This window comes from Streptomyces sp. SD31 (assembly GCF_052068475.1).
Taxonomy (GTDB): domain Bacteria; phylum Actinomycetota; class Actinomycetes; order Streptomycetales; family Streptomycetaceae; genus Streptomyces.
This window is the reverse complement of sequence record NZ_JBQHCX010000019.1, coordinates 176107-193892: the sequence shown is the minus strand read 5'-3', so window position 1 is coordinate 193892 and position 17786 is coordinate 176107. Positions and strand designations below refer to the sequence as shown.

The window sequence follows — 17786 nt, the reverse complement described above, 5'->3', positions numbered from 1 at the left end:
TACGCACTGCCCCCGACGCGACCGCCCACGGCCTCGGCGCCGCCGAAGGCGTCGGCGACCGGATCGACACCCACGCCACGACGGTCAAGCACGCCATGCGGTGCCGTCCGGTGCCCCGCCCACGGCACCCGGCCTCATTGCTTGGCGCCGAAGTTCTGGGTCCACCACGGGCCGCCCGCACCTTCGTGGATGCCCACGCCGATGTCCTTGAACGAGCAGTTGAGGATGTTGGCGCGGTGGCCGGGGCTGTTCATCCAGGAGTCCATCACCGCCTCCGGGGTCTGCTGGCCCTGCGCGATGTTCTCCCCGTACGTGGACCAGGTGTAGCCCGCGGCGGTGATGCGCTGCCCGGGGTCGGCGCCGTCCGGGTTGGTGTGGTCGAAGAAGTCGCGGGCGTCCATGTCCTCGGAGTGACCCAGTGCGGCCTGGTTCAGCTGCCGGTCCTCCGTGACGGGGCCGCAGCCGGCGGCCGACCGCTCCTTGTTCACCAGGGCGACCACCTGCGCGACGGCGCCCGTCGGGGCGGCCTGTGTCTGCGGGGTGCTGGACGCGCTCCGAGTCGGCCGAGTGGACGGCCGGGGAGTCGGCACGCTCTTCTTCGTCGGGCGTGGGGTCTTGGAAGGGCTCGCCTTCTTCGACGGCGACGCGGACGGTGAGGGGGACTTCGAGGCGGACGGGGAGGTCTCGACGGGGATGAGTTCCTCGAGGTCCACGGCGGGAGCGCCGGCGGTCCGCGCGGCGGTCGCCTCCTCGTTCCCCCTCCCGGTGCCGGGATCCGTGTCGAAGTACCACAGTCCGCCACCCGCCACGCAGGCCGCCACGACGGCACCTCCGACGGCCCGGCGGCGGTTGCGGCGGCGTCGACGTGCCTCAGTACGGGAGGCGGCCCGGCCGTGCCCGCCGCGGTGTCCGGACTCCGGGCCCGATCTGCCACGGCCCGCGGACGCGGACAGGCGGGATGCCGAGCCGGCCAGAGCCATCCCGCCGGAGGCCGAGAGCACGCTCTCCACCAGGGCGGGTGCCGCGGCGACCAGCGCCAGACCGGCCAGCAGCCCTTCCGCGGGCAACAACCCGCTCCACAATCCGGAGCAATGGACGCAATCACGGGCATGCCGGGCTATTCGCTTACGCCACAGCGCCGAGGGCCGGCCGTCCCAGGACGCCACCACACCCCGCAGTTCCTCGCAGCGCGGCCGGGCGTCGAGCGCCCGCACCACCACGCGGGCCGCCTCCAGCTGCGCCTTCATCCGTTGCACCCGGACAGCGGTGTGCTGCGGCGACAGCTCCAGGGCCGCGGCGACCTCGGACCGGGTCAGCTGGCCGGCGCACTCCAGCCACCAGAGCGACAACAGGCCTCGGTCGTCGGGCTCCAGCCAGCGTGTCGCGCGTGCGGTCTCTTGGCGTTGCCCGGACAGCTGGAGCTGGAGCATCGTCAGGTCCACGAAGTCGGCGCCCGGATCCGCGAGATCCTGGGCCTCCTCGACTGCGCCCGGGGCCGACTGCCGTTCGTGCCAGTGGGCCCGTACCTGGTTCATGGCGATGGCCACGAGCCAGGAGCGGAAGCTCTCGGGGTCACGCAGACCGCCCAGCGCGTCGAGGGCCCGGAGCATGGTCTCCTGCACCACGTCGTCGACGTCGACCGAGCCGTTCAGGGCCCGGCCCACGACGTTGTAGACCAGCGGGAGATACGCGCTGACGAGGGCGTCCTGAGCCTCCGAATCGCCGTTTCGGGCAGCGGCCACCAGCGCCGCCGATTCCCTCGTGCGCTCTGTACTCATCAAAAACTTCCCTGTCCTCGACGCCGGACGATGCTGTCCGATACTTGGGAGATCGATCGACGGGCCCGGGATAACGGTTCTTCGGACGCATGTTCCAAGAGAGACTCACGGGGCCGGTCGGGCGGCGCAATGGGGAAAGTCACATCGAGGGGCACGGAGAGCGTCGGAACGCCGGCACGGGACTGCGGACCCGCACCAGTACGTCCCCCCTCGTCATACTTCGCGGCTTATGCCGATGGCGCCACGTCGAGGCGGAGCAGCACAGCGGTGTTGCGACGGGGCAGGGAGACGGCGAGTCGGGCCTCGGCGGCGTCCCAGACCGCGGCGGCGTCGGAGGTGGCGGGGTAGAGCGGCGCGGGATGCAGGCGGGCGCCTCGCAGGTGAGGGATCGGGATGGTTCGGGCACTGTTGTCGGCTTTGTGCGAGTCTTCGGATCTGTACGCGTCTTCGGATCTGTACGCGTCTCCTGGACGCCGGGCCCCTTCGTGCTTGTAGACGGAGATGCCCGAGCGGACGAGGGTGAAGTGCGGCTGGGGGTAGGCCCAGACAGTGGCCTGCTCGGAGGTCACGGCGGTGCGGCCGCGGCCGCGATGGGCGGATGACGCAGGGGGTCCGGCTGGTCGCACGACCAACCACCGGCGGCCGCCATCTCGGTCTCCCTGGCCGTGATCACCTTCGTTCTCTCGGTACGAGTACTGGTACGGGGGGATGACGCCCTGGCGGATGTACTCGGCGAGCTGGTCGTGCGGGCTGTTCACGAGGGATGACTCCTTCGCACCATGCCGTTCGGTTGACCGTGCGCCTGCCCCGATCCGAACACGCAACATTTTGTTGAAGCCATCGGTGTTGTGCACCAACTCCCCCACGCCATAGGGGCGTCAGGGCTGTGGGTTCCGCCAACTCGGCTCTGTCAGCAGCGAGTTCTTTTCAGAGAACAGCCCGATGGACGGTGCGCCACCGCGACCGATCCACTGGGCGCGTGGACAGCAGCGACGAGCCGGGCGTGACCGGCGTGATGGTGATCGAGCCCATGGGCAACGCGGGCCCCTTCCTGGTGAAGGCCGCGGCCCGCTTGGGCATACGGCTGTACGCGGCCACCGACGAGCGGGTGCACGCCGGCTACGAGCCGTGGCTGACCAGCGCTCTCGCCGGTGTGTGCCTGACCGAACTCGCCGACGGCACACGGGCGTTGGACGACATGGAGGCGTTCTGCCGTACGCATCGCATCGTGGGTGTCGCGGCCTGCTGGGAGTTGCTGACCCCCCTGGCGGCCATGCTCGCCGCACGCCTCGGGCTGCCGGGCAACGATCCGCTGCGCGCCAAGGCCGCCCGCAACAAGATCGCCATGGCGCAGGCGTTCCGAGCGGCGGACGTGCCGGCCCCGGCGGACGCGGTGGTCGCCACCGCCGAACAGGCCCATCACGTCGCCGCGTCCGGACGGCTGGGGTGGCCGCTCGTCGTCAAACCGGCCGAGCAGGGCGGCTCCTGGGGGGTGAGTGTGGTGGCGGGCCCGGACGGCCTCGATGCGGCGGTGGCCGCCGCCGGGCGGTCCACCCGCGCCGAGCCGCACGGTCTGCCGCTGGACTCGCGGGTGCTGCTGCAGAGCTATGTGCCCGGTGAGGAGTTCTCCGCCGACACGGTCGTGCACGAGGGCGTGCCCTACCCGCTGCCCGTGGTCCGCAAGGACACCACGGCGGGCGCCTACCGGGTGGAGACCGGGCATTCCTGCCCTGCCGGGCTCGACCCGTGCACGGTACGGGCGATCCAGCACACCGCGGCGCGCGCCGCGCTCGCCGTCGGGGTGCGCAACGGCATCGCCCACACCGAGGTGAAGATCCCCCCGGGCGGCGAACCCGTGGTGATCGAGACCGGGGCCCGGCTGCCCGGGGACAATATCTGCGAGATCGTCGAGGCCGCGACCGGCGTCAGCGAGGCGAGCGCCTATCTGCAGGCCGTGACCGGGCAGGTGCCGCACACCGCACCGACCCGCGAAGCGGCGGCCGCGCTGCTCTTCCTGCTGCCCGACCGGGCGGGGGTGGTGGAGGAGGTCGTCATCCCCGACGTGCCCGGCACCCACAGCCGCATCCACATCCGGCCCGGACAGCGGGTGCCCGAACCGGCCGACAGCTCCGGGCGGGTGGGGCACGTCGTGGCACGCGCCGCGTCCGTCGAAGAGGCCCGCCGGCTTGCCGACCAGGTGATCGCCGACTCCCGAGTGAAAGTGAGCTGATCGGTGCGCAGTCCCCTACAGAATCCCGCCCAGAATCCCGCCCAGAACCCCGTACAGAACCCCGTACAGAAGATCGCGTTTCTGCGGTCCGTGGAGATCCGCCGCGCCGACCCGTACATCCAGCGATGCGTCCGCGACCTGGCTGAACTCGGCATCGAGAGCTGCCTGTTCCACACCCACGGCACGGCCGGCGACGGGGACTTCCCCGGCGAACGCCGCCGCCTCGACGCCGCCGCCACCCCCGCCGAATTCGCCCGGGAGGTCGCACGGTGGGGCGCGGACGCCGCCGTTTGCCTCTCGCTGCCGTGCGAGAACGCCCTGCGGGACGCCACCGTCAAGGAACTGCTCGACGCCCGAGGCATCCCCACGGTCATGACCCCGCTTCCGTCGACCCTGGCCCTGTGCGACAAGTGGGAGACCAAGCAACTGCTCCTGCACGCGGGCCTGGAGACCCCACGCGGCGTCAAGGTCGACTCCGATTTGCTCGCCGGGCGCGGAGTGGCGTTTCCCGCCTACGCGGACGCCCTGCGCGCATCCGCCGCCGGCATCGGCTACCCGCTCCTGTCCAAGCCGCTGTGGGACTCCACCAGCATGGGGATCAGGGCCCTGCCCGACGCGGCCGCCCTGGACGCGTATCTCGCCGACCCACCCGAGGCGTCGGCGGTGATCGAGGAATGCGTCGCCGGCGCGCTGTGCTCGGTGGACCTCGTGGGCGAGCCCGGCAAGTACCGGGTACTGCCGGTGTGCTGGACGGGCACGGCGGGCACCGAGCCCGTGTTCACCTTCGCCGACCTGCGCTGGTGCGGCCCCCGACCGCAGGCCGACGCCGACTTCGCACCGGTCGCGGCCAAGCTGATGGCCCTGTGCGAGGAACTCGGCGTCCACGGCTCCGTCAACGTCGACATGATCTACACCGGTTCGCGGTACGTGATACTGGAGATCAACCCGCGCATCGGCGGTGCCACCACGCTGTCCTGCGCCGCCTCCGGCACCAACACCTTCGTCGCCCTGGCCGACATGGCTCGCGGCGCGTACACCCCGGGCCCTGTGCGACGTACGGGATGGGCCATCGAGTTCCTTACTCCCGAGCGCCTGCCGGAGTCGGTGCGCACGGAGTTGACGAATCGTCTGCATCTCGTGACCGCCCACGAGTTGGTCATCGACGACACCAGTCACGGAGACATCGTCGTGTTCACCCTCGCCGAGGGCGAGGAGCGGCAGACCGTCAAGCACCTGGAGGAACTGCACCGGACAGCGGGCTGGCCGCGTCAGGAGATCCTGGGCAAGATCCGAGCCCTGCTCACCCCATGACCGGTACCGTCACGCCCCGAGCGCCGGTTGCGTCGCCTGGGCCGCACTGCCGTCCAAGCGCCGCGTGGCGATACGTCATGAACGCGCCGCATTCGCGGCGGCCGGTCTCGACGTCCGTCACCAACGCCTCGCCGACTGCTACCAGGACGCCGGGCGGCTCCTCGCGGCGCTGCAGAAGTCGCACGGTCACGGCGACGACACCGACGCCATGACAGCCCTGCTGAAACGACAGGCCGACGCCATGGCGACCACGCCCGAGTGGTCGCCGCCTACGACGGTCCCCTCGACGGCCCCCTCATGACCGGCTTCTGCCTCTACTACCACCAGGGCGACACCACATGGCTGCGCGCCGTCGGCATCGACCCCGAACGCCCGGCTCCCTTCGCGTACTTCGCCCTCACCAACTACGCGCCCATCGAGGACGCGTACCGCCATGGCAGCATCGCTCTGCACGCGGGGATGAAGGCCATCGAGGCCAAGCGCCTGCGCGGTGCGCGTGTCAGCGGGCTGTACGCGCTGCACGACCCGCACCCGGGCGGGGGCGCTTGACCTGGGCCGAAAACCTCAGCGTCGTACGAGATGGATCCGGTACGTCCGGGTCAGTGACCCGTCCTCACTGGTCACGGAGACGACCGCCACCGCCCCGCCGGGCTCGTCGAGACGGTCGACGGCGACCGTCGCGTAGGGGTCGCGTGCCGTCGCCGTGACCCGGCTCCGGCTCGGGGCGTCGGTGACGACCCGATAGGTGGTCGTGTCCGGGGCGAAGGCGGGGATCGCCTTCCCGGCCACCTCGATGGACGCGGCGGCGGCATCCGAGGAGGCCCCGGTGCTCTTGGCGTACACCTCGATCTCGCTCATGGTGAGGTAGCCGCCCTGACGCGCGGTCATGACGACGCGCACCCCGGACGCCGGTCCCGTCGCCAGCGGGACATCGACGACCGGGCTGCCCTCGGTCCCGACCGTGACGGGGCCGCCCGCGTCGGTCCACGTGCCGGTGTCGGCCGCCCTGACCTGCACCTTCAGGCTCTCGGGGAAGGAGGCGCTGCTCCCGTCCCGGTAGAAGTGCGCGACGAGGCGGTTCAGGTCGCGTGGTTTCGGCAGCGTGAAGGTGACGGTGTCGGAGGGGTTCTTGGTGTTCCCCGGTTTCCAGTTGGACCAGGCCTTCTCGGACAGGTCGCCGTTGCGCAGGCGCTCCGCGGAGTACCCGCTCTCGGTGAAGGAGGCGGCGACCGAGACGCCGTCGTCCGCGGCGATGTTGGCCTCCACCGGTTCCGTGACCTGCACGCGCACGGCCGCGTCGACCTCGTCGCCGCCGACGACCCGGGCGACACCACGCAGGGTCACCACCCCGGCCGTGTCGAACGCCCCCTCGGGGGCCGGGTCCCACGTCACCGGAAGGTCGGCCCGGCCGCCGTTGCGGCCGATGCCGACGACCGTGGCCGGGAGGTCCGGTGTGCCGCCCAAGTAGGTCTTGGCCCGCCCTGGAAGGGTCGAAGCGATCGTGTCGACGGTGACGACAGCGAGCGCGGGGATCTTCCGCCCGAGAGGGTCGGTCGCCTCGCCCCTGACCCGCACCGTGCCCGGATCGCGCCACGTCCGGTCCGGCGGAAGGTTCCACACGACGGGCAGCGCGCCCCGGGCGCCGTCCCGGAACACCGGCGTCACCGTCGTCGGTAGCTCGGGCCGCAGGCCGGGGACGGTGAACGCCTCAGCCGCGGCGGTGCGCAGCACGGTCTCGTCGGTCACGGTCCAGCGCTGGTTCGCCGCCGAGGTCGGGGTGTACGTGGACACCTTGGCGCCGTCCGCGGTCGACTGTCCGGTGACTTCGATCAGGCGGCCGGTGGCGGCGTTGACGAACGTCCATGTGCCGTCGCCGGTCGTCGACATGATCCACTGCGCCGCTTCGGGCACCTGGCCGCTCTCCGGCTCCTCCAGGACGGCTTGGTTGTCGCGTACGGCGAGCCGCTTGCCGGTCGGGGCGCTGGTGAGGGCGTAGCGCTCGCGGTTGTCGGTGCCCCGCGTCAACTTCCGGACGGACCACAGCTGTTCGGCGCTGTCGGCGTCGGTCGCCCGGATGACGACGCCGCTGCCGTCGTCCGACGGCGCCAACGACTTGCCGCTCTGCGTCCCTTGGAGCCGGTAGACATGCCCGGGTTGGACGAGAGCGGCATCCCGCGCCACCCCGCCGACTCCCCCGACCAGGAAGGTCGTGACCGACTTGGCGGGGACGGCGAGCGTGGCCGAGCGGTCCGTCACCGGCACCGGCGTGCCCCGTACGAGGGCGCCGTCGGTGCTCGTCACCACGGGCGTGACGGTGGCCCCCGGCGCGACCTTGCCGAAGCGCGAGAGGTCGAGGGTCACCGAGCGCGCGGAGGCGCCGCCGTTCACGTGCACCACGGTCGCCGTACGGCCGTTCTGCTGCACCGCGGCGACGCTCGAAGGGTCGTCGACCTTCACGAAGTGGTCGCCGGGCCGGATGTAGTGGGTGAAGTTGCGGATGGTGTGGAACTTGGAGTTGGCCCGGATCGGACAGGTCTCCAGGGTGTCCTCGGCCGTGCAGTTGAACGGCACGTGGATGCTGCCCCAGTTCTTGCCGGCCGCGGCCTGGGGGATCGCGTCTTCGATCGGCTGCCAGAACACCCAGGCTGCGGGCTCCAGTTCACGCATGTCGTCGACCATCCGGGTCGCGATGCCGAGCCCCGGGTCCATGCTGGTGAAGTCGGTGCCGGTACCCCAGTTGCCCTCGACCTCGCTCATCCACAGCTTCTTGTCCGCACCCTTGGCGATGTCGCGTGCGCTGGTGCGTTGGCCCGTGCCGTAGGTGTGCACGTTGAGCTGGTCGACGGCGGCTCGGGCGGGGGTGCCGTAGGCGTTCCAGTTCTGGGTGAAGATGCCGGGGTTGGTCTCGTCCATCGCGGAGATCTCGGCGTCGGTGCGTGCCCCTTCGAGGGCCTTGTCCAGTGCGAGGACCACCTTCTGCTGGAGCTCGGGGCCGGCGTGCGCGCCTTCCTGGCGGCCGCCCGTGGGCTGGCCGTCCGCTCCGAGCTGGGTGCCCCAGTAGGGCGTGTTGGGCTCGTTGAGCGGGTCGATGGTGTCGAACTCGATGCCGTGCGCCTGCTCCAGACGGTCCGTCACCCGCGTCAGGTAGGTCGCGAAGTCGTCGACGCGGTCCGCGCGGATCTGGTCGGCGCTCGCGTCGAAGCCGCCGGAGACATAACCGCTGACCGTCTGGAACCAGGGCGGCGAGTTGCTGAACGCCTCCCAGCGGTCGACCTTGTCCTTGATCTGGTCCACCCACCAGCGCTGGCCGGCGTCGGCGTCCCAGTTCCAGTGGTCCGGGTTGTTCGGGTCCCACCAGTCCATGTCCTTCTGGGTGGTTCCCTCGGGGGCCTTCCAGAAGCCTTCCATGGTGGCGCCGGTCTTCATGTAGTCCTTGCGGACATCGGGGGCGTTGCCACCGCCGATGTTGTAGCGGGCGACGTTGAGGCGCAGACCGTCCGCGCCGAACAGCATCTCCACGAGCCGTCTTCGGATGGGCTCCGGGTAGCCGCCCGTCGCGTTGGCGAACCAGACGAGGCTCGTGCCCCAGCCCTCGAACTCCTGCTGTTGGTAGGAGGGGTCGATCCGCACGTTGACCGCGCTCTGCGGCGCCGGGTCTGCCGCGCTCGCCACGGGGGCGGCAGCCACGAGACTCGCGCCGAGCACCAGAGGGACCGTCGACGCCAGGGCCCGGACGATGCGATGCCGTTGGGTCACGGCACTCCCTTCCACAACACAGAGCTGAACAGAACCGAACAGAAGGAATCGCGCTCAGGGCATGCTCCGGGACGGTAATGAACTCGTCAAGAGGGCGGGCGAGTTGGGGCCGGACGTGCAGGTCCGGCGATGTCGTTGACATGTCCAAGGCATCTGATTACTCTCCGGGACACTCGGGAAAGCGCTTTCCGCCCTCCCGATCCGGCTGCCGTGTCCATCCCCGTTTTCGCACGACCGAACAAGATCCGCCCCTCGCCCCGGGAGGAACCGCATGAGGTCGTCGTCACGCGCCGCACGCGCCGTCCCCGCTCTCGCACTCGCCCTGTTGCCAAGCGTGTTGACGGTGCCGTCCAGTACCGCCGCCGAGAGGACACCGGCACCGCTGGCGGAGACGTCCCCCACCGGCTTCGCCGCCGTCGACGCGCTCGGCCGGAACGGCACCACCGGCGGAGTCGGCGGCCCCACCGTGACCGCCACCACCACCGAGCAGTTCCTGGAGTACATCGACACGACCGGGCCGCTGGTCATCCGGGTCCAGGGCACCATCGACATCACCAGCAAGCAGGGCGTGCGCCCCGACAAGACGATCGTCGGAGTGGGTTCCTCGGCCGTCATCAACGGTGGCGGCCTGGACTTCTACCGCTCCTACAACGTCATCGTGCGCAACATCAGGTTCACGAACGCCGAGGACGACGCCGTCAACGTCGGCCAGGAGTCGCACCACATCTGGATCGACCACAACGAGTTCGTCGGCTCGGTCGACGGGGCGATCGACATCGTCCGCGGCTCCCAGTACGTCACCGTGTCGTGGAACTGGTTCAACAAGACCGACAAGTCCATGCTGCTCGGCCACTCCGACGCCAACAGCAGCCAGGACACGGGCAAGTTGAAGGTCTCCATCCACCACAACTTCTTCGACGGGTCGCGACAGCGGCATCCGCGGGTGCGGTTCGGTGAACCGGTGCACGTGTACAACAACTACTACAAGGGCAACGCGGTGTACGGCGTCGCGTCGACCATGAACGCGGGCGTGCTGGTCGAGGGCAACTACTTCGACGCCGTCCCCCACCCCTGCTACTCGGCCAGTGGCTACGACGAGTCGGGACCGGGCCGACTGGTCCAGCGCGACAACGTCTTCGCCGGCACGGGGACCGGTGGCTGCGAGACCAACGGGACCGTGACCGAACCGCGCACCTACTACGCGTACACGCTGGACCGCGCGACCGACGTGCCCTCCCTCGTCCAGGCCGGGGCGGGAGTCGGGAAGATCGGCACCTGACCGCCTCCGCCCGCATCCGTCCTCGGCGGACGCACTGATCAACCGTCGCCCCCCCCAACACACACGCGACGGCCAACCCCCCACAGGAGGACCCCCCGATGAGTTCACGACGAGCCCCGCTGCCCGCACGGCACACACCCATACCTTGGCGCACCAAGGCGGTCGTCGCCGCGTTGGCGGCCGCCGTACTGGCAGGCCCGGGCATCGCGCAGGCCACGGCACAGACCGCGCCGGCATCGGCGCCGACGTCTGCCTCGCAGGGGCAGGTATCGGCGGCGGCCACCATCACCTGGACCCTCGAACGGGCCGCCAACCCCACCGAGGACCAGCGCACGGCCTACGACCTCATCACCAAGGCCATGAACGCCGCGGTGGCCCGCTACAACAACCTCAGCGACCTCGGCAAGACCATCACCGTCCGCTATGACCCGGGCGTGCCTACCGCCGACGGCAACATCAACGGAACGATCCGCTTCGGCAACCGCAGCTATATGACCGAGCGGACCGCCCTGCACGAGATCGCCCACACCATCGGCGTGGGGACGAGCTCGGGCTGGTCCCGCCTCGGCGGCAGCGGTACCTGGACCGGTGCGCAGGCCACGGCGCTGGTCAGGCAGTTCGACGGTGCGAGCGCCAAAATCTCCACCGGCGGCGGCCACTTCTGGCCGTACGGCCTGAACTACGACAACGAGTTCTCGAACACGGCGGCCGACCGCCACGTCCGGATCGTCGCCGCGATGGTGCGCGACGGCCTGTGAGCCGAGGGGTTGGTGCCCGGAAGTGCCCGGAGTGGGCCGGGCAGGAGCCGCTCCCGGGCGCCGCCCCTCCCGGCAGATCCTTACGGCGTCGAGGAGTTCCGCCCTCCCTGCGTCACCGGGGCATCCGCGTGCCCGCGCCGCTCACCCGGACCTTCGGGTCGCCGGCGTGCAGGGTCACGGTGAGCACGCCCGGCCTGCCCATGTCCTCGCCTTGGTGCAGGGTGAGCACCGACTCCGCGGGTACCAGGGCGAGTTCACGCGCGTACGCCCCGAAGGCGGCGGCCGCGGCACCGGTGGCCGGGTCCTCCACGACACCGCCGACCGGGAAGGGGTCGCGGACGTGGAAGACGGTGTCCGCGGCACGCCACACCAGCTGCACGGTCGTCAGGTCCAGCTTCCGCATCAGGGCGGCGAGCCGCTCGAAGTCGTACGAGAGGTCCGCGAGCCGTTCCCGGCTGCCGGCCCCGAGTACCAGATGGCGGGCGCCGGCGAAGGCGATGCGGGGCGGCAGCAGCGGATCGAGGTCGGCAAAGGGCCAGCCCAGCGCCGCCAGGGCCTCGGCCAGTTCCTCCTCGGCGATCTTTTCGACGCGGGGCTCCACGCTCGTCAAGGTCGCCCGGAGCGTGCCGTCCGCCTCACCGCTGACGGTCACCGGCACCGTGCCCGCACGGGTGGCGAAGACCAGATCGCCCGGACCGATCCGCTCGGCCAGGGCGACGGAGGCGGCGACGGTGGCATGGCCGCAGAAGGGCACCTCCGCCTGAGGACTGAAGTAACGAATGGTGAAGGCACGCCCGGGTGCCCCGACCAGTTCCTTCAGTTCCTCGGGCGGACCGGTCAGGAACGCGGACTCGCTGTATCCCAACCGGGCGGCGATCGCCAGCATCTCGGCGTCGTCGAGGCCGGAGGCGTCCAGGACCACGCCGGCCGGGTTGCCGCCGTCCGGGTGGGTCGAGAACGCGGTGTAGTGCAGCACATCGGGGGCGCCGTCGGCCCGGTCGTTGATCTCCATGCCGTACGACAACCAGCGCGGCGGCGCACCGATTCCCACGCGTCCCGGCGCGATAGTCCGCGACGGCCCTTCCCCACAGCGCTGGTCAACCGTTCGAGACACCCCACTCCGGCGCAGCCGTGCGCCCGGAGCCGAGAATCCGGAGTTCTTCATGCGTCTTCGTCCCGCTCTCCGTCGTACCCGTGTCTCCGCCCTGGCCGCAGGGCTCGCGGCGGCAGGCGCGCTGACCCTCACGATGCCCGCGGCGGCGGCCACCGCCCAGGCCGACGTCACCGCCACGCTCCGCGTCACGATCACCGACGGGGACTCGGTCATGACCCAGAGCGCGGGCGTCTACACCTGCCACAGCGACTTCACCGTCGGCCAGGTGAAGGACATCCCCGTCACCGTGCCGGCCGGCCAGTGGGTCCAGGTCTTCAGCAGCCACGGCTGCTACGACTCCCTCAGCATCAGCGGCGCCACCATCGAGCGTGACGGACAGGTCATCAGCTTCACGCTGTGACCGTCGCTGTCCCTGGGCCTGCCGGGAGCCGGCGCGGCACCGTTCGGTCGGTCAGTTCTCCTGGAGTACGGAGAGAACGTTCCCTGCGGGGTCGGTGAACCACGCGATCGCCGCAGGGCCGCCGTTGCCGACCCGGACGATGCCCTTCTCGTCGTGGTCGAACCCGGCGTAGCGCTCCAGGGTCACGCCGCGCCGCTCCAGTTCGCCGACCGCGGCCTCGATGTCGTCCACGGGGAAGTTGAGAATCGTGAACGTCGCGGGGGTGTGCTGCTCCTTGGGGTAGACGAAGACCCGCGCGCCGCTGCCGAGCTTCACGAGCAGCATCCGCATGTCGCCCTCGCCGCTCTCCTCCACATCGAGGCCGAGTACCTCACCGTAGAACCGGCGGGCCTCGCCGAGGTCGTCGACCGAGAAGCCGCTGAAGGCCTGCGACTGTCCGAACATGGTGTGTTTCTCCTTCACGGGTGAGCCGTCCTGGCCTCTCAGGGCACACCACCCGGCGCCGAAGCCGCCCGCGCGCCGCGCGGGCGGCGTCCGGATGGCGTGCGTCCTTCACCCGCACGAAGCGATGGCCGCGTTCAGCGACGGCAGCGTCTCAAGGAGTCCGCGCGCCTTCGCGTCGCGGATGCTGACGCATCAAGCCCAGGTCCTCACCCCAGGCGTCCAGCACCGCGCCGTGCCCGGCCCGCCGGGCCGACGCCTCGACGTGGGCGAAGAGACGGCGCTGTGTGGCGACGTCGCCTGTGGCGGAGATGCGGTCCACAGCGGCGAGCAGCATGCCGGTGTCCCAGTCGGGCAGCGGGAAACGGGCCAGCTCCCACTCCAGGTACTTGTTGTAGGGGCGGGGACGACGGTCGAGAGCGAAGAGCAGCTCCAGGAGAAACCGGATGCTGTCGGCGGCGTCGAGGCGGGCCGCGAGCGCTTGTCCGTCACGGTCGTTCTTGAGCGAGCGGTACAGGGAGTTGGCGTAGGCGTCGAGCCACCCAGCCGCGTCCCGGAAGGCCTCGTCGGCGTCGAGCCGTGCCTTGCCGGCCAGGATCTCGGCGATTCCTCCGTCGAGCCGGTCGAGCACGATCCGGGCGCGGGCAAGGGCGTACCGCTCGAAGCCCGGCATTCCGGCGGCACGGAATCCGTCGAGGGAGACGATGACGAGGTCGAGTTCTGCTGTGCGGTGCCCTGTGAACCGGGTGAGCGTCGTTGCCGCGCCGTCGGCGAGGACGACATACAGGTCGTGGTCGGAGTGGTCGGTGGTCATGCCGTCGTGGGCCCGGGAACCCTTGAGGACCAATCCGACGACGGCTGGATCGGCGGCGGCGAGTTCGATGAACGCGTCGTAGGTGAGGGGCTGCTGAGCGGTCATTGCGTGATCTCCGGTGGAGTGATGACGGGTATGCCGGCCGGGCGGCCCCGTCCGAAGGGGTCGCCGGCACCGTCTGCGGCGGCGCTCGGCCACCGCCCGGGAGATCAACGCACGTGCGGACTCTATCGCCGGGCCGACGGAGACGTCTCGCCTTCGGTCGGCCTTGAGCTGAGGCAGCGGGTGCGCCTCGACTCCGGCGGGTCCAGGGTGCGGGGCTGTGGGCGAAGTGGCGGCCGGGTGGGACCGCGACCTGCGCCGCGAGGTCGCGCTCAAGCCGGTCGTCCTCGACTCCGGCATCGGTCCCGATCCGCCCGTGCGGTTCGGCCGGAGGGGGTCGCGGCAGCCCGTGTTGAGGTGTCGTCAGGTCGCCTGCGGCTGCGGGAAGCGCGCCAGCAGGTCGTCCAGGCTCACCATGTCGGTGAGTCGGCCCGTTGCGCCCCGGACCGCGGCGAGCGAGGCCCGGCGCCGACGCAGGCCGATCGCGTCGGCGACCGTGGTCTCCTCGGTCAGCTCGTGTACGGGGCGAACCGGCGGTCAGGACGATGACGGCCAGTCAGCGATCGTGGCCGAAACGCCGTTCCCGATCCTGTAGGGCGTACGCCCTACGTGGTTCCGTCACGCGGCGGAAGACCCGCTGGACGGCAGGGGCGCACAGCCCGGTCATGACCACCGCCGCGACCAGCGTGACGGTGATCTCGCCGACGGGCTGCCGGATCCAGGCGGGGTCGTACCAGCCCCAGTACTTGGCCCCCTGGGCGACGAAGCCGTGCAGCAGGAAGCCGCACAGCGTGCCCGCGCCCAGCGCGGTGAACCAGGTCCGGCGCCCGGGCACCCAGGCGAGGAAGCAGGCGACCAGGACGACCGAGCAGCCGAAGGCGGCCAGGGTCATCACGGGGCCGTACCAGGCGGGCGCGGCGAGTTCCTCGGCGCTCTTGCTGTGGAAGAACCAGGCGTAGTTCATCCGCGGGACCGTCCAGTACGCGACCGCGAGGGCACCGACGAGGACCGGCAGGGCCAGGATGCGCGCCGCGCGGCGGCGGACCAGCCGGACATGCTCCGCCGTCAGCAGCGTGCCCAGCACGAAGTACGGCAGGAACTGCAGGACCCGCTGCAGGCCGAGGTCGTCGCCGATGGAAGGCGAGAGGGTGGCGAGCATCGCGACGGCGAGAGCGAACGGCAGGGGCCACCGCACGAGCCGCCACAGCGGTGACGTCAGCCGCCAGATGAACAGCGCCGCGAGGAACCAGGTCAGGTACAGGGGGTCCAGCAGGCTGATCGGCCGGTCGGGATCCTGGCTGGTCCATCGGGTGAAGAGGGTGTACGCCACCTCGAAGACCGCGTAGGGAACCACCACACCGGTCAGCAGACGTGCGATCTTCCGGGGTTCCGCCGCGAAGCCGCGCGAGAAGTAGCCCGAGATCACGGCGAACGCCGGCATGTGGAAGGCGTACACGAGTACGTACAGCGCGGTGACGGCCCGGCTTCCCTCCCGCAACGGCTCCCACGCGTGGCCGACCGCCACCAGCACGATCGCCAGGTACTTGGCGTTGTCGAAGAAGGGGTCCCGCTGATCGACCCGTCTCGGCCCCGCTCCCGCGGACGGCAGCGGCCGCTGCTGTCGCTCCGGTGCGCGTGTGACGGTGGGTACGGGTGTGGCGTCGGCGGACATCGCAAGCACCCTAAGCACACCTCCGCACGTCGCTTCAACCGCGGCGTGTGCGAACGCACATGTATGAGCCACTCCGGCCGCGGGAACCGCACCGCCAATTTCTACATTACTGTAGAAGTTGCGGACGCCCGGTGCGGGCGGCCGCAAAGCCCCCTACCCCGTTTGGAGTTCTCATGGCCCTGTGGGACCGCATCAAGGAGTCCGCATCGACGATGCAGACCCAGCTGGCGGCGAAGAAGAACGACCTCAAGAGCGGCGCCTTCCGCGACGCGAGCATGGCCATGTGTGCGCTGGTCGCCGCCGCCGACGGCACCGTGGACCCTTCCGAGCGGCAGCGCGTGGCCCAACTGCTCGCCACCAACGAGGTGTTGCAGAACTTCCCCGCCGACGACCTGCGCCGGCGCTTCGAGGAGAACCTGAACCGGCTGACCACCGACTTCGACTTCGGCAAGGTCAGCGTGATGCAGGAGATCGCCAAGGCGAGGAAGAAGCCCGCCGAGGCGCGGGCCGTCGTCCAGATCGGCATCGTCATCGGCGGTGCCGACGGGAACTTCGACAAGGACGAGCGGGCCGTCGTGCGCGAGGCCTGTTACGCGCTCGACCTTCCGCCGCACGAGTTCGACCTCTGACCGGTCGGCATCCCCTGCGCCGGGCGGACGCGAGCGGCGTCGGCCCGGCGCGGCCGGTCAGCGGATGTCTTCGGGGTCGAGGTCCGTCCCGACGACCAGGGTGACCACGTCCGCCGCGGCATCCGGCGCCTGCTCGGCCCGGACTCCGGGCAGCCGGGCGGCCAGCGCCTCGGCCGACTTCCGCAGGCCCGCCGGGTGGGTGACGGTCGTGGTACCGGTGTCCTGCGGGGCGTTGCCCGTGCCGACGACGGTGACGCCGGCCTCGCGGAGCTTCTCGGCGACGGTGGCGGCCCGCCCTGAGACGCCGGTGCCGTTGAGGACCTGGACGCGCACGGAGGAGGCGTAGAAGGGATCCTTCGTCTCCGCCTGTAGTTGCTTCTTGTCGACCTCCTTGTCCTTGGCCAGGGAGGTGAACAGATCGGCGGCCTGCGGGTACTGCCAGACGACGTTGGCCTTGTCGGTGGCCACGTCGGCCTCCCGCGGGTAGTTGGGCACGGTGAGGAACGCCAGACGATCGCTCGGGATTCCCTTGAGCTGCGAGGCGAGTCCGTACAGCGGCTTGATGCCGGCCAGGTCGGGGTCCGTGGTCAGGGACTTGGTCGCGGATCCCAGGAAGCCGTACAGCGCCTTCGGGTTGGTCAGTTTGGCCTTCGCCTTCTCGGCCAGGGCGTTCATGAACTCCTGCTGGCGTCCGATGCGTCCGATGTCGGAGTTGTCGCCGACGCCGTAGCGGACCCGTACATAGCCGAGAGCCGTCTCGCCCTCGACGGTCTGGCAGCCGGCGTCCATGTCGAGGCGGGCCTTCTTGGAGTGGATGGCCTGCTCGGGGCAGACCTCGATGCCGTCCAGGGCGTCGACCATGCCCTTGAAGCCCTGGAAGTCGACGGACATGAAGTGGTCGATGCGCAGGCCCGTGTTGGCCTCGACCGTCTTGATGGAGCAGGCGGCGGCCCCGGCGACCTCGCCGCTGGTGCCGCCGAGCGCGAACGCCTCGTTGATCTTGGCGTGGTGCGGGGCGGAGTCGCTCCCGTCGCCCTTGTCGCAGGCCGGTATCTCCACCCAGGAGTCACGCGGGAACGACACGACCGCGGCCCACTTCCGGTTCGCGGGGACGTGCAGCACCATCAGCGTGTCCGACTGCATGGTGGTCAGGTCCTTGCCGTACTCGGCGTTGGCGCCGTCGCGGCTGTCGGAGCCGACGACCAGGATGTTCTTCGAACCGGGACTGAGGTTGACGGGACGGTCGCCGCCGATCTTGTCGTCGATGTCGGCGGAGTTGATGTTGCCGTTGAGGTCCTGGTAGACCCAGGCGCCCACCCCGGCGATGCCGAGGACGACCACCGAGGTCACCCCCGCACCCCACGCCAGGATCCGCCCCCGCCGCGTCGGCCGGGCCTTCCCCCCGCCGGTCGACGTACGCCGACGCTTCCCCGTTCCGCTCATCCGCGCCCCCTCTGTAGATGTACGGCCGCAAGGCCCGGTCCCCCACCATGACCAGACCA

At 70.6% G+C, this 17786-nt stretch carries 16 protein-coding genes; 8 read left to right on the top strand and 8 right to left on the bottom strand.

Annotated elements, in window-relative coordinates; translation table 11 throughout:
- Positions 1–134: 134 nt before the first annotated feature.
- The gene (locus ACTMVF_RS34630; protein ID WP_441275001.1) at positions 135–1778 is read right to left on the bottom strand and encodes a sigma-70 family RNA polymerase sigma factor; all 1644 of its coding nucleotides are present in this window, start codon (positions 1776–1778) and stop codon (positions 135–137) included.
- A gap of 227 nt (positions 1779–2005) precedes the next feature.
- Positions 2006–2536, bottom strand: a complete 531-nt coding sequence (locus tag ACTMVF_RS34625; RefSeq protein WP_441275000.1) for a hypothetical protein — start codon at positions 2534–2536, stop codon at positions 2006–2008.
- A 221-nt stretch (positions 2537–2757) separates the two neighbouring features.
- Between ACTMVF_RS34625 and ACTMVF_RS34620 the strand changes: the two genes are divergently transcribed.
- The 4 genes from ACTMVF_RS34620 (at position 2758) to ACTMVF_RS34605 (ending at position 5868) form a co-directional block, all read left to right on the top strand.
- Positions 2758–4008 carry an ATP-grasp domain-containing protein gene (locus ACTMVF_RS34620; protein WP_441274999.1) on the top strand — a complete coding sequence of 417 codons (1251 nt, stop codon included), beginning with the start codon at positions 2758–2760 and terminating at the stop codon, positions 4006–4008.
- 3 nt (positions 4009–4011) lie between these two features.
- Positions 4012–5319: an ATP-grasp domain-containing protein gene (locus ACTMVF_RS34615; protein ID WP_441274998.1), complete on the top strand. Its 1308-nt coding sequence runs from the start codon at positions 4012–4014 to the stop codon at positions 5317–5319.
- Between the two features lie 64 nt (positions 5320–5383).
- On the top strand, positions 5384–5620 hold the full coding sequence (locus ACTMVF_RS34610) for a hypothetical protein (RefSeq protein ID WP_441274997.1): 237 nt from the start codon (positions 5384–5386) through the stop codon (positions 5618–5620).
- Positions 5617–5868: a hypothetical protein gene (locus ACTMVF_RS34605; RefSeq protein WP_441274996.1), complete on the top strand. Its 252-nt coding sequence runs from the start codon at positions 5617–5619 to the stop codon at positions 5866–5868. Before ACTMVF_RS34610 ends, ACTMVF_RS34605 begins: the two co-directional genes overlap by 4 nt.
- A 15-nt stretch (positions 5869–5883) precedes the next feature.
- Here the strand turns inward: ACTMVF_RS34605 and ACTMVF_RS34600 are convergent, their stop codons facing one another.
- Complete coding sequence (locus tag ACTMVF_RS34600) at positions 5884–9075, bottom strand: glycoside hydrolase (protein WP_441274995.1); 3192 nt, start codon at positions 9073–9075, stop codon at positions 5884–5886.
- Between the two features lie 271 nt (positions 9076–9346).
- Between ACTMVF_RS34600 and ACTMVF_RS34595 the strand changes: the two genes are divergently transcribed.
- Together ACTMVF_RS34595 and ACTMVF_RS34590 are read left to right on the top strand one after the other, a co-directional pair.
- Positions 9347–10354: a pectate lyase family protein gene (locus tag ACTMVF_RS34595; RefSeq protein ID WP_441274994.1), complete on the top strand. Its 1008-nt coding sequence runs from the start codon at positions 9347–9349 to the stop codon at positions 10352–10354.
- Between the two features lie 98 nt (positions 10355–10452).
- Complete coding sequence (locus ACTMVF_RS34590) at positions 10453–11112, top strand: hypothetical protein (RefSeq protein WP_441274993.1); 660 nt, start codon at positions 10453–10455, stop codon at positions 11110–11112.
- A 112-nt stretch (positions 11113–11224) separates the two neighbouring features.
- Here ACTMVF_RS34590 and ACTMVF_RS34585 read toward each other — a convergent pair whose 3' ends face one another.
- Positions 11225–12124, bottom strand: coding sequence for a PhzF family phenazine biosynthesis protein (locus ACTMVF_RS34585; RefSeq protein ID WP_441275050.1), 900 nt, complete (start codon positions 12122–12124; stop codon positions 11225–11227).
- A 151-nt stretch (positions 12125–12275) separates the two neighbouring features.
- Between ACTMVF_RS34585 and ACTMVF_RS34580 the strand changes: the two genes are divergently transcribed.
- Entirely contained in the window at positions 12276–12626 is a 351-nt protein-coding gene (locus ACTMVF_RS34580) for a hypothetical protein (RefSeq protein ID WP_441274992.1), read from the top strand.
- Positions 12627–12677: 51 nt separating this feature from the next.
- Here ACTMVF_RS34580 and ACTMVF_RS34575 read toward each other — a convergent pair whose 3' ends face one another.
- From ACTMVF_RS34575 to ACTMVF_RS34565, 3 genes are all read right to left on the bottom strand, one after another.
- Positions 12678–13070 carry a VOC family protein gene (locus ACTMVF_RS34575; protein WP_441274991.1) on the bottom strand — a complete coding sequence of 131 codons (393 nt, stop codon included), beginning with the start codon at positions 13068–13070 and terminating at the stop codon, positions 12678–12680.
- Positions 13071–13221: 151 nt separating this feature from the next.
- Positions 13222–13986, bottom strand: coding sequence for a hypothetical protein (locus tag ACTMVF_RS34570; RefSeq protein ID WP_441274990.1), 765 nt, complete (start codon positions 13984–13986; stop codon positions 13222–13224).
- Positions 13987–14539: 553 nt separating this feature from the next.
- Positions 14540–15655 carry an acyltransferase family protein gene (locus ACTMVF_RS34565; RefSeq protein WP_441274989.1) on the bottom strand — a complete coding sequence of 372 codons (1116 nt, stop codon included), beginning with the start codon at positions 15653–15655 and terminating at the stop codon, positions 14540–14542.
- 173 nt (positions 15656–15828) lie between these two features.
- Between ACTMVF_RS34565 and ACTMVF_RS34560 the strand changes: the two genes are divergently transcribed.
- Entirely contained in the window at positions 15829–16284 is a 456-nt protein-coding gene (locus ACTMVF_RS34560) for a tellurite resistance TerB family protein (RefSeq protein WP_441274988.1), read from the top strand.
- Positions 16285–16341: 57 nt separating this feature from the next.
- Here the strand turns inward: ACTMVF_RS34560 and ACTMVF_RS34555 are convergent, their stop codons facing one another.
- Positions 16342–17727, bottom strand: a complete 1386-nt coding sequence (locus tag ACTMVF_RS34555) for an LCP family protein (RefSeq protein ID WP_441274987.1) — start codon at positions 17725–17727, stop codon at positions 16342–16344.
- Positions 17728–17786: the final 59 nt, after the last annotated feature.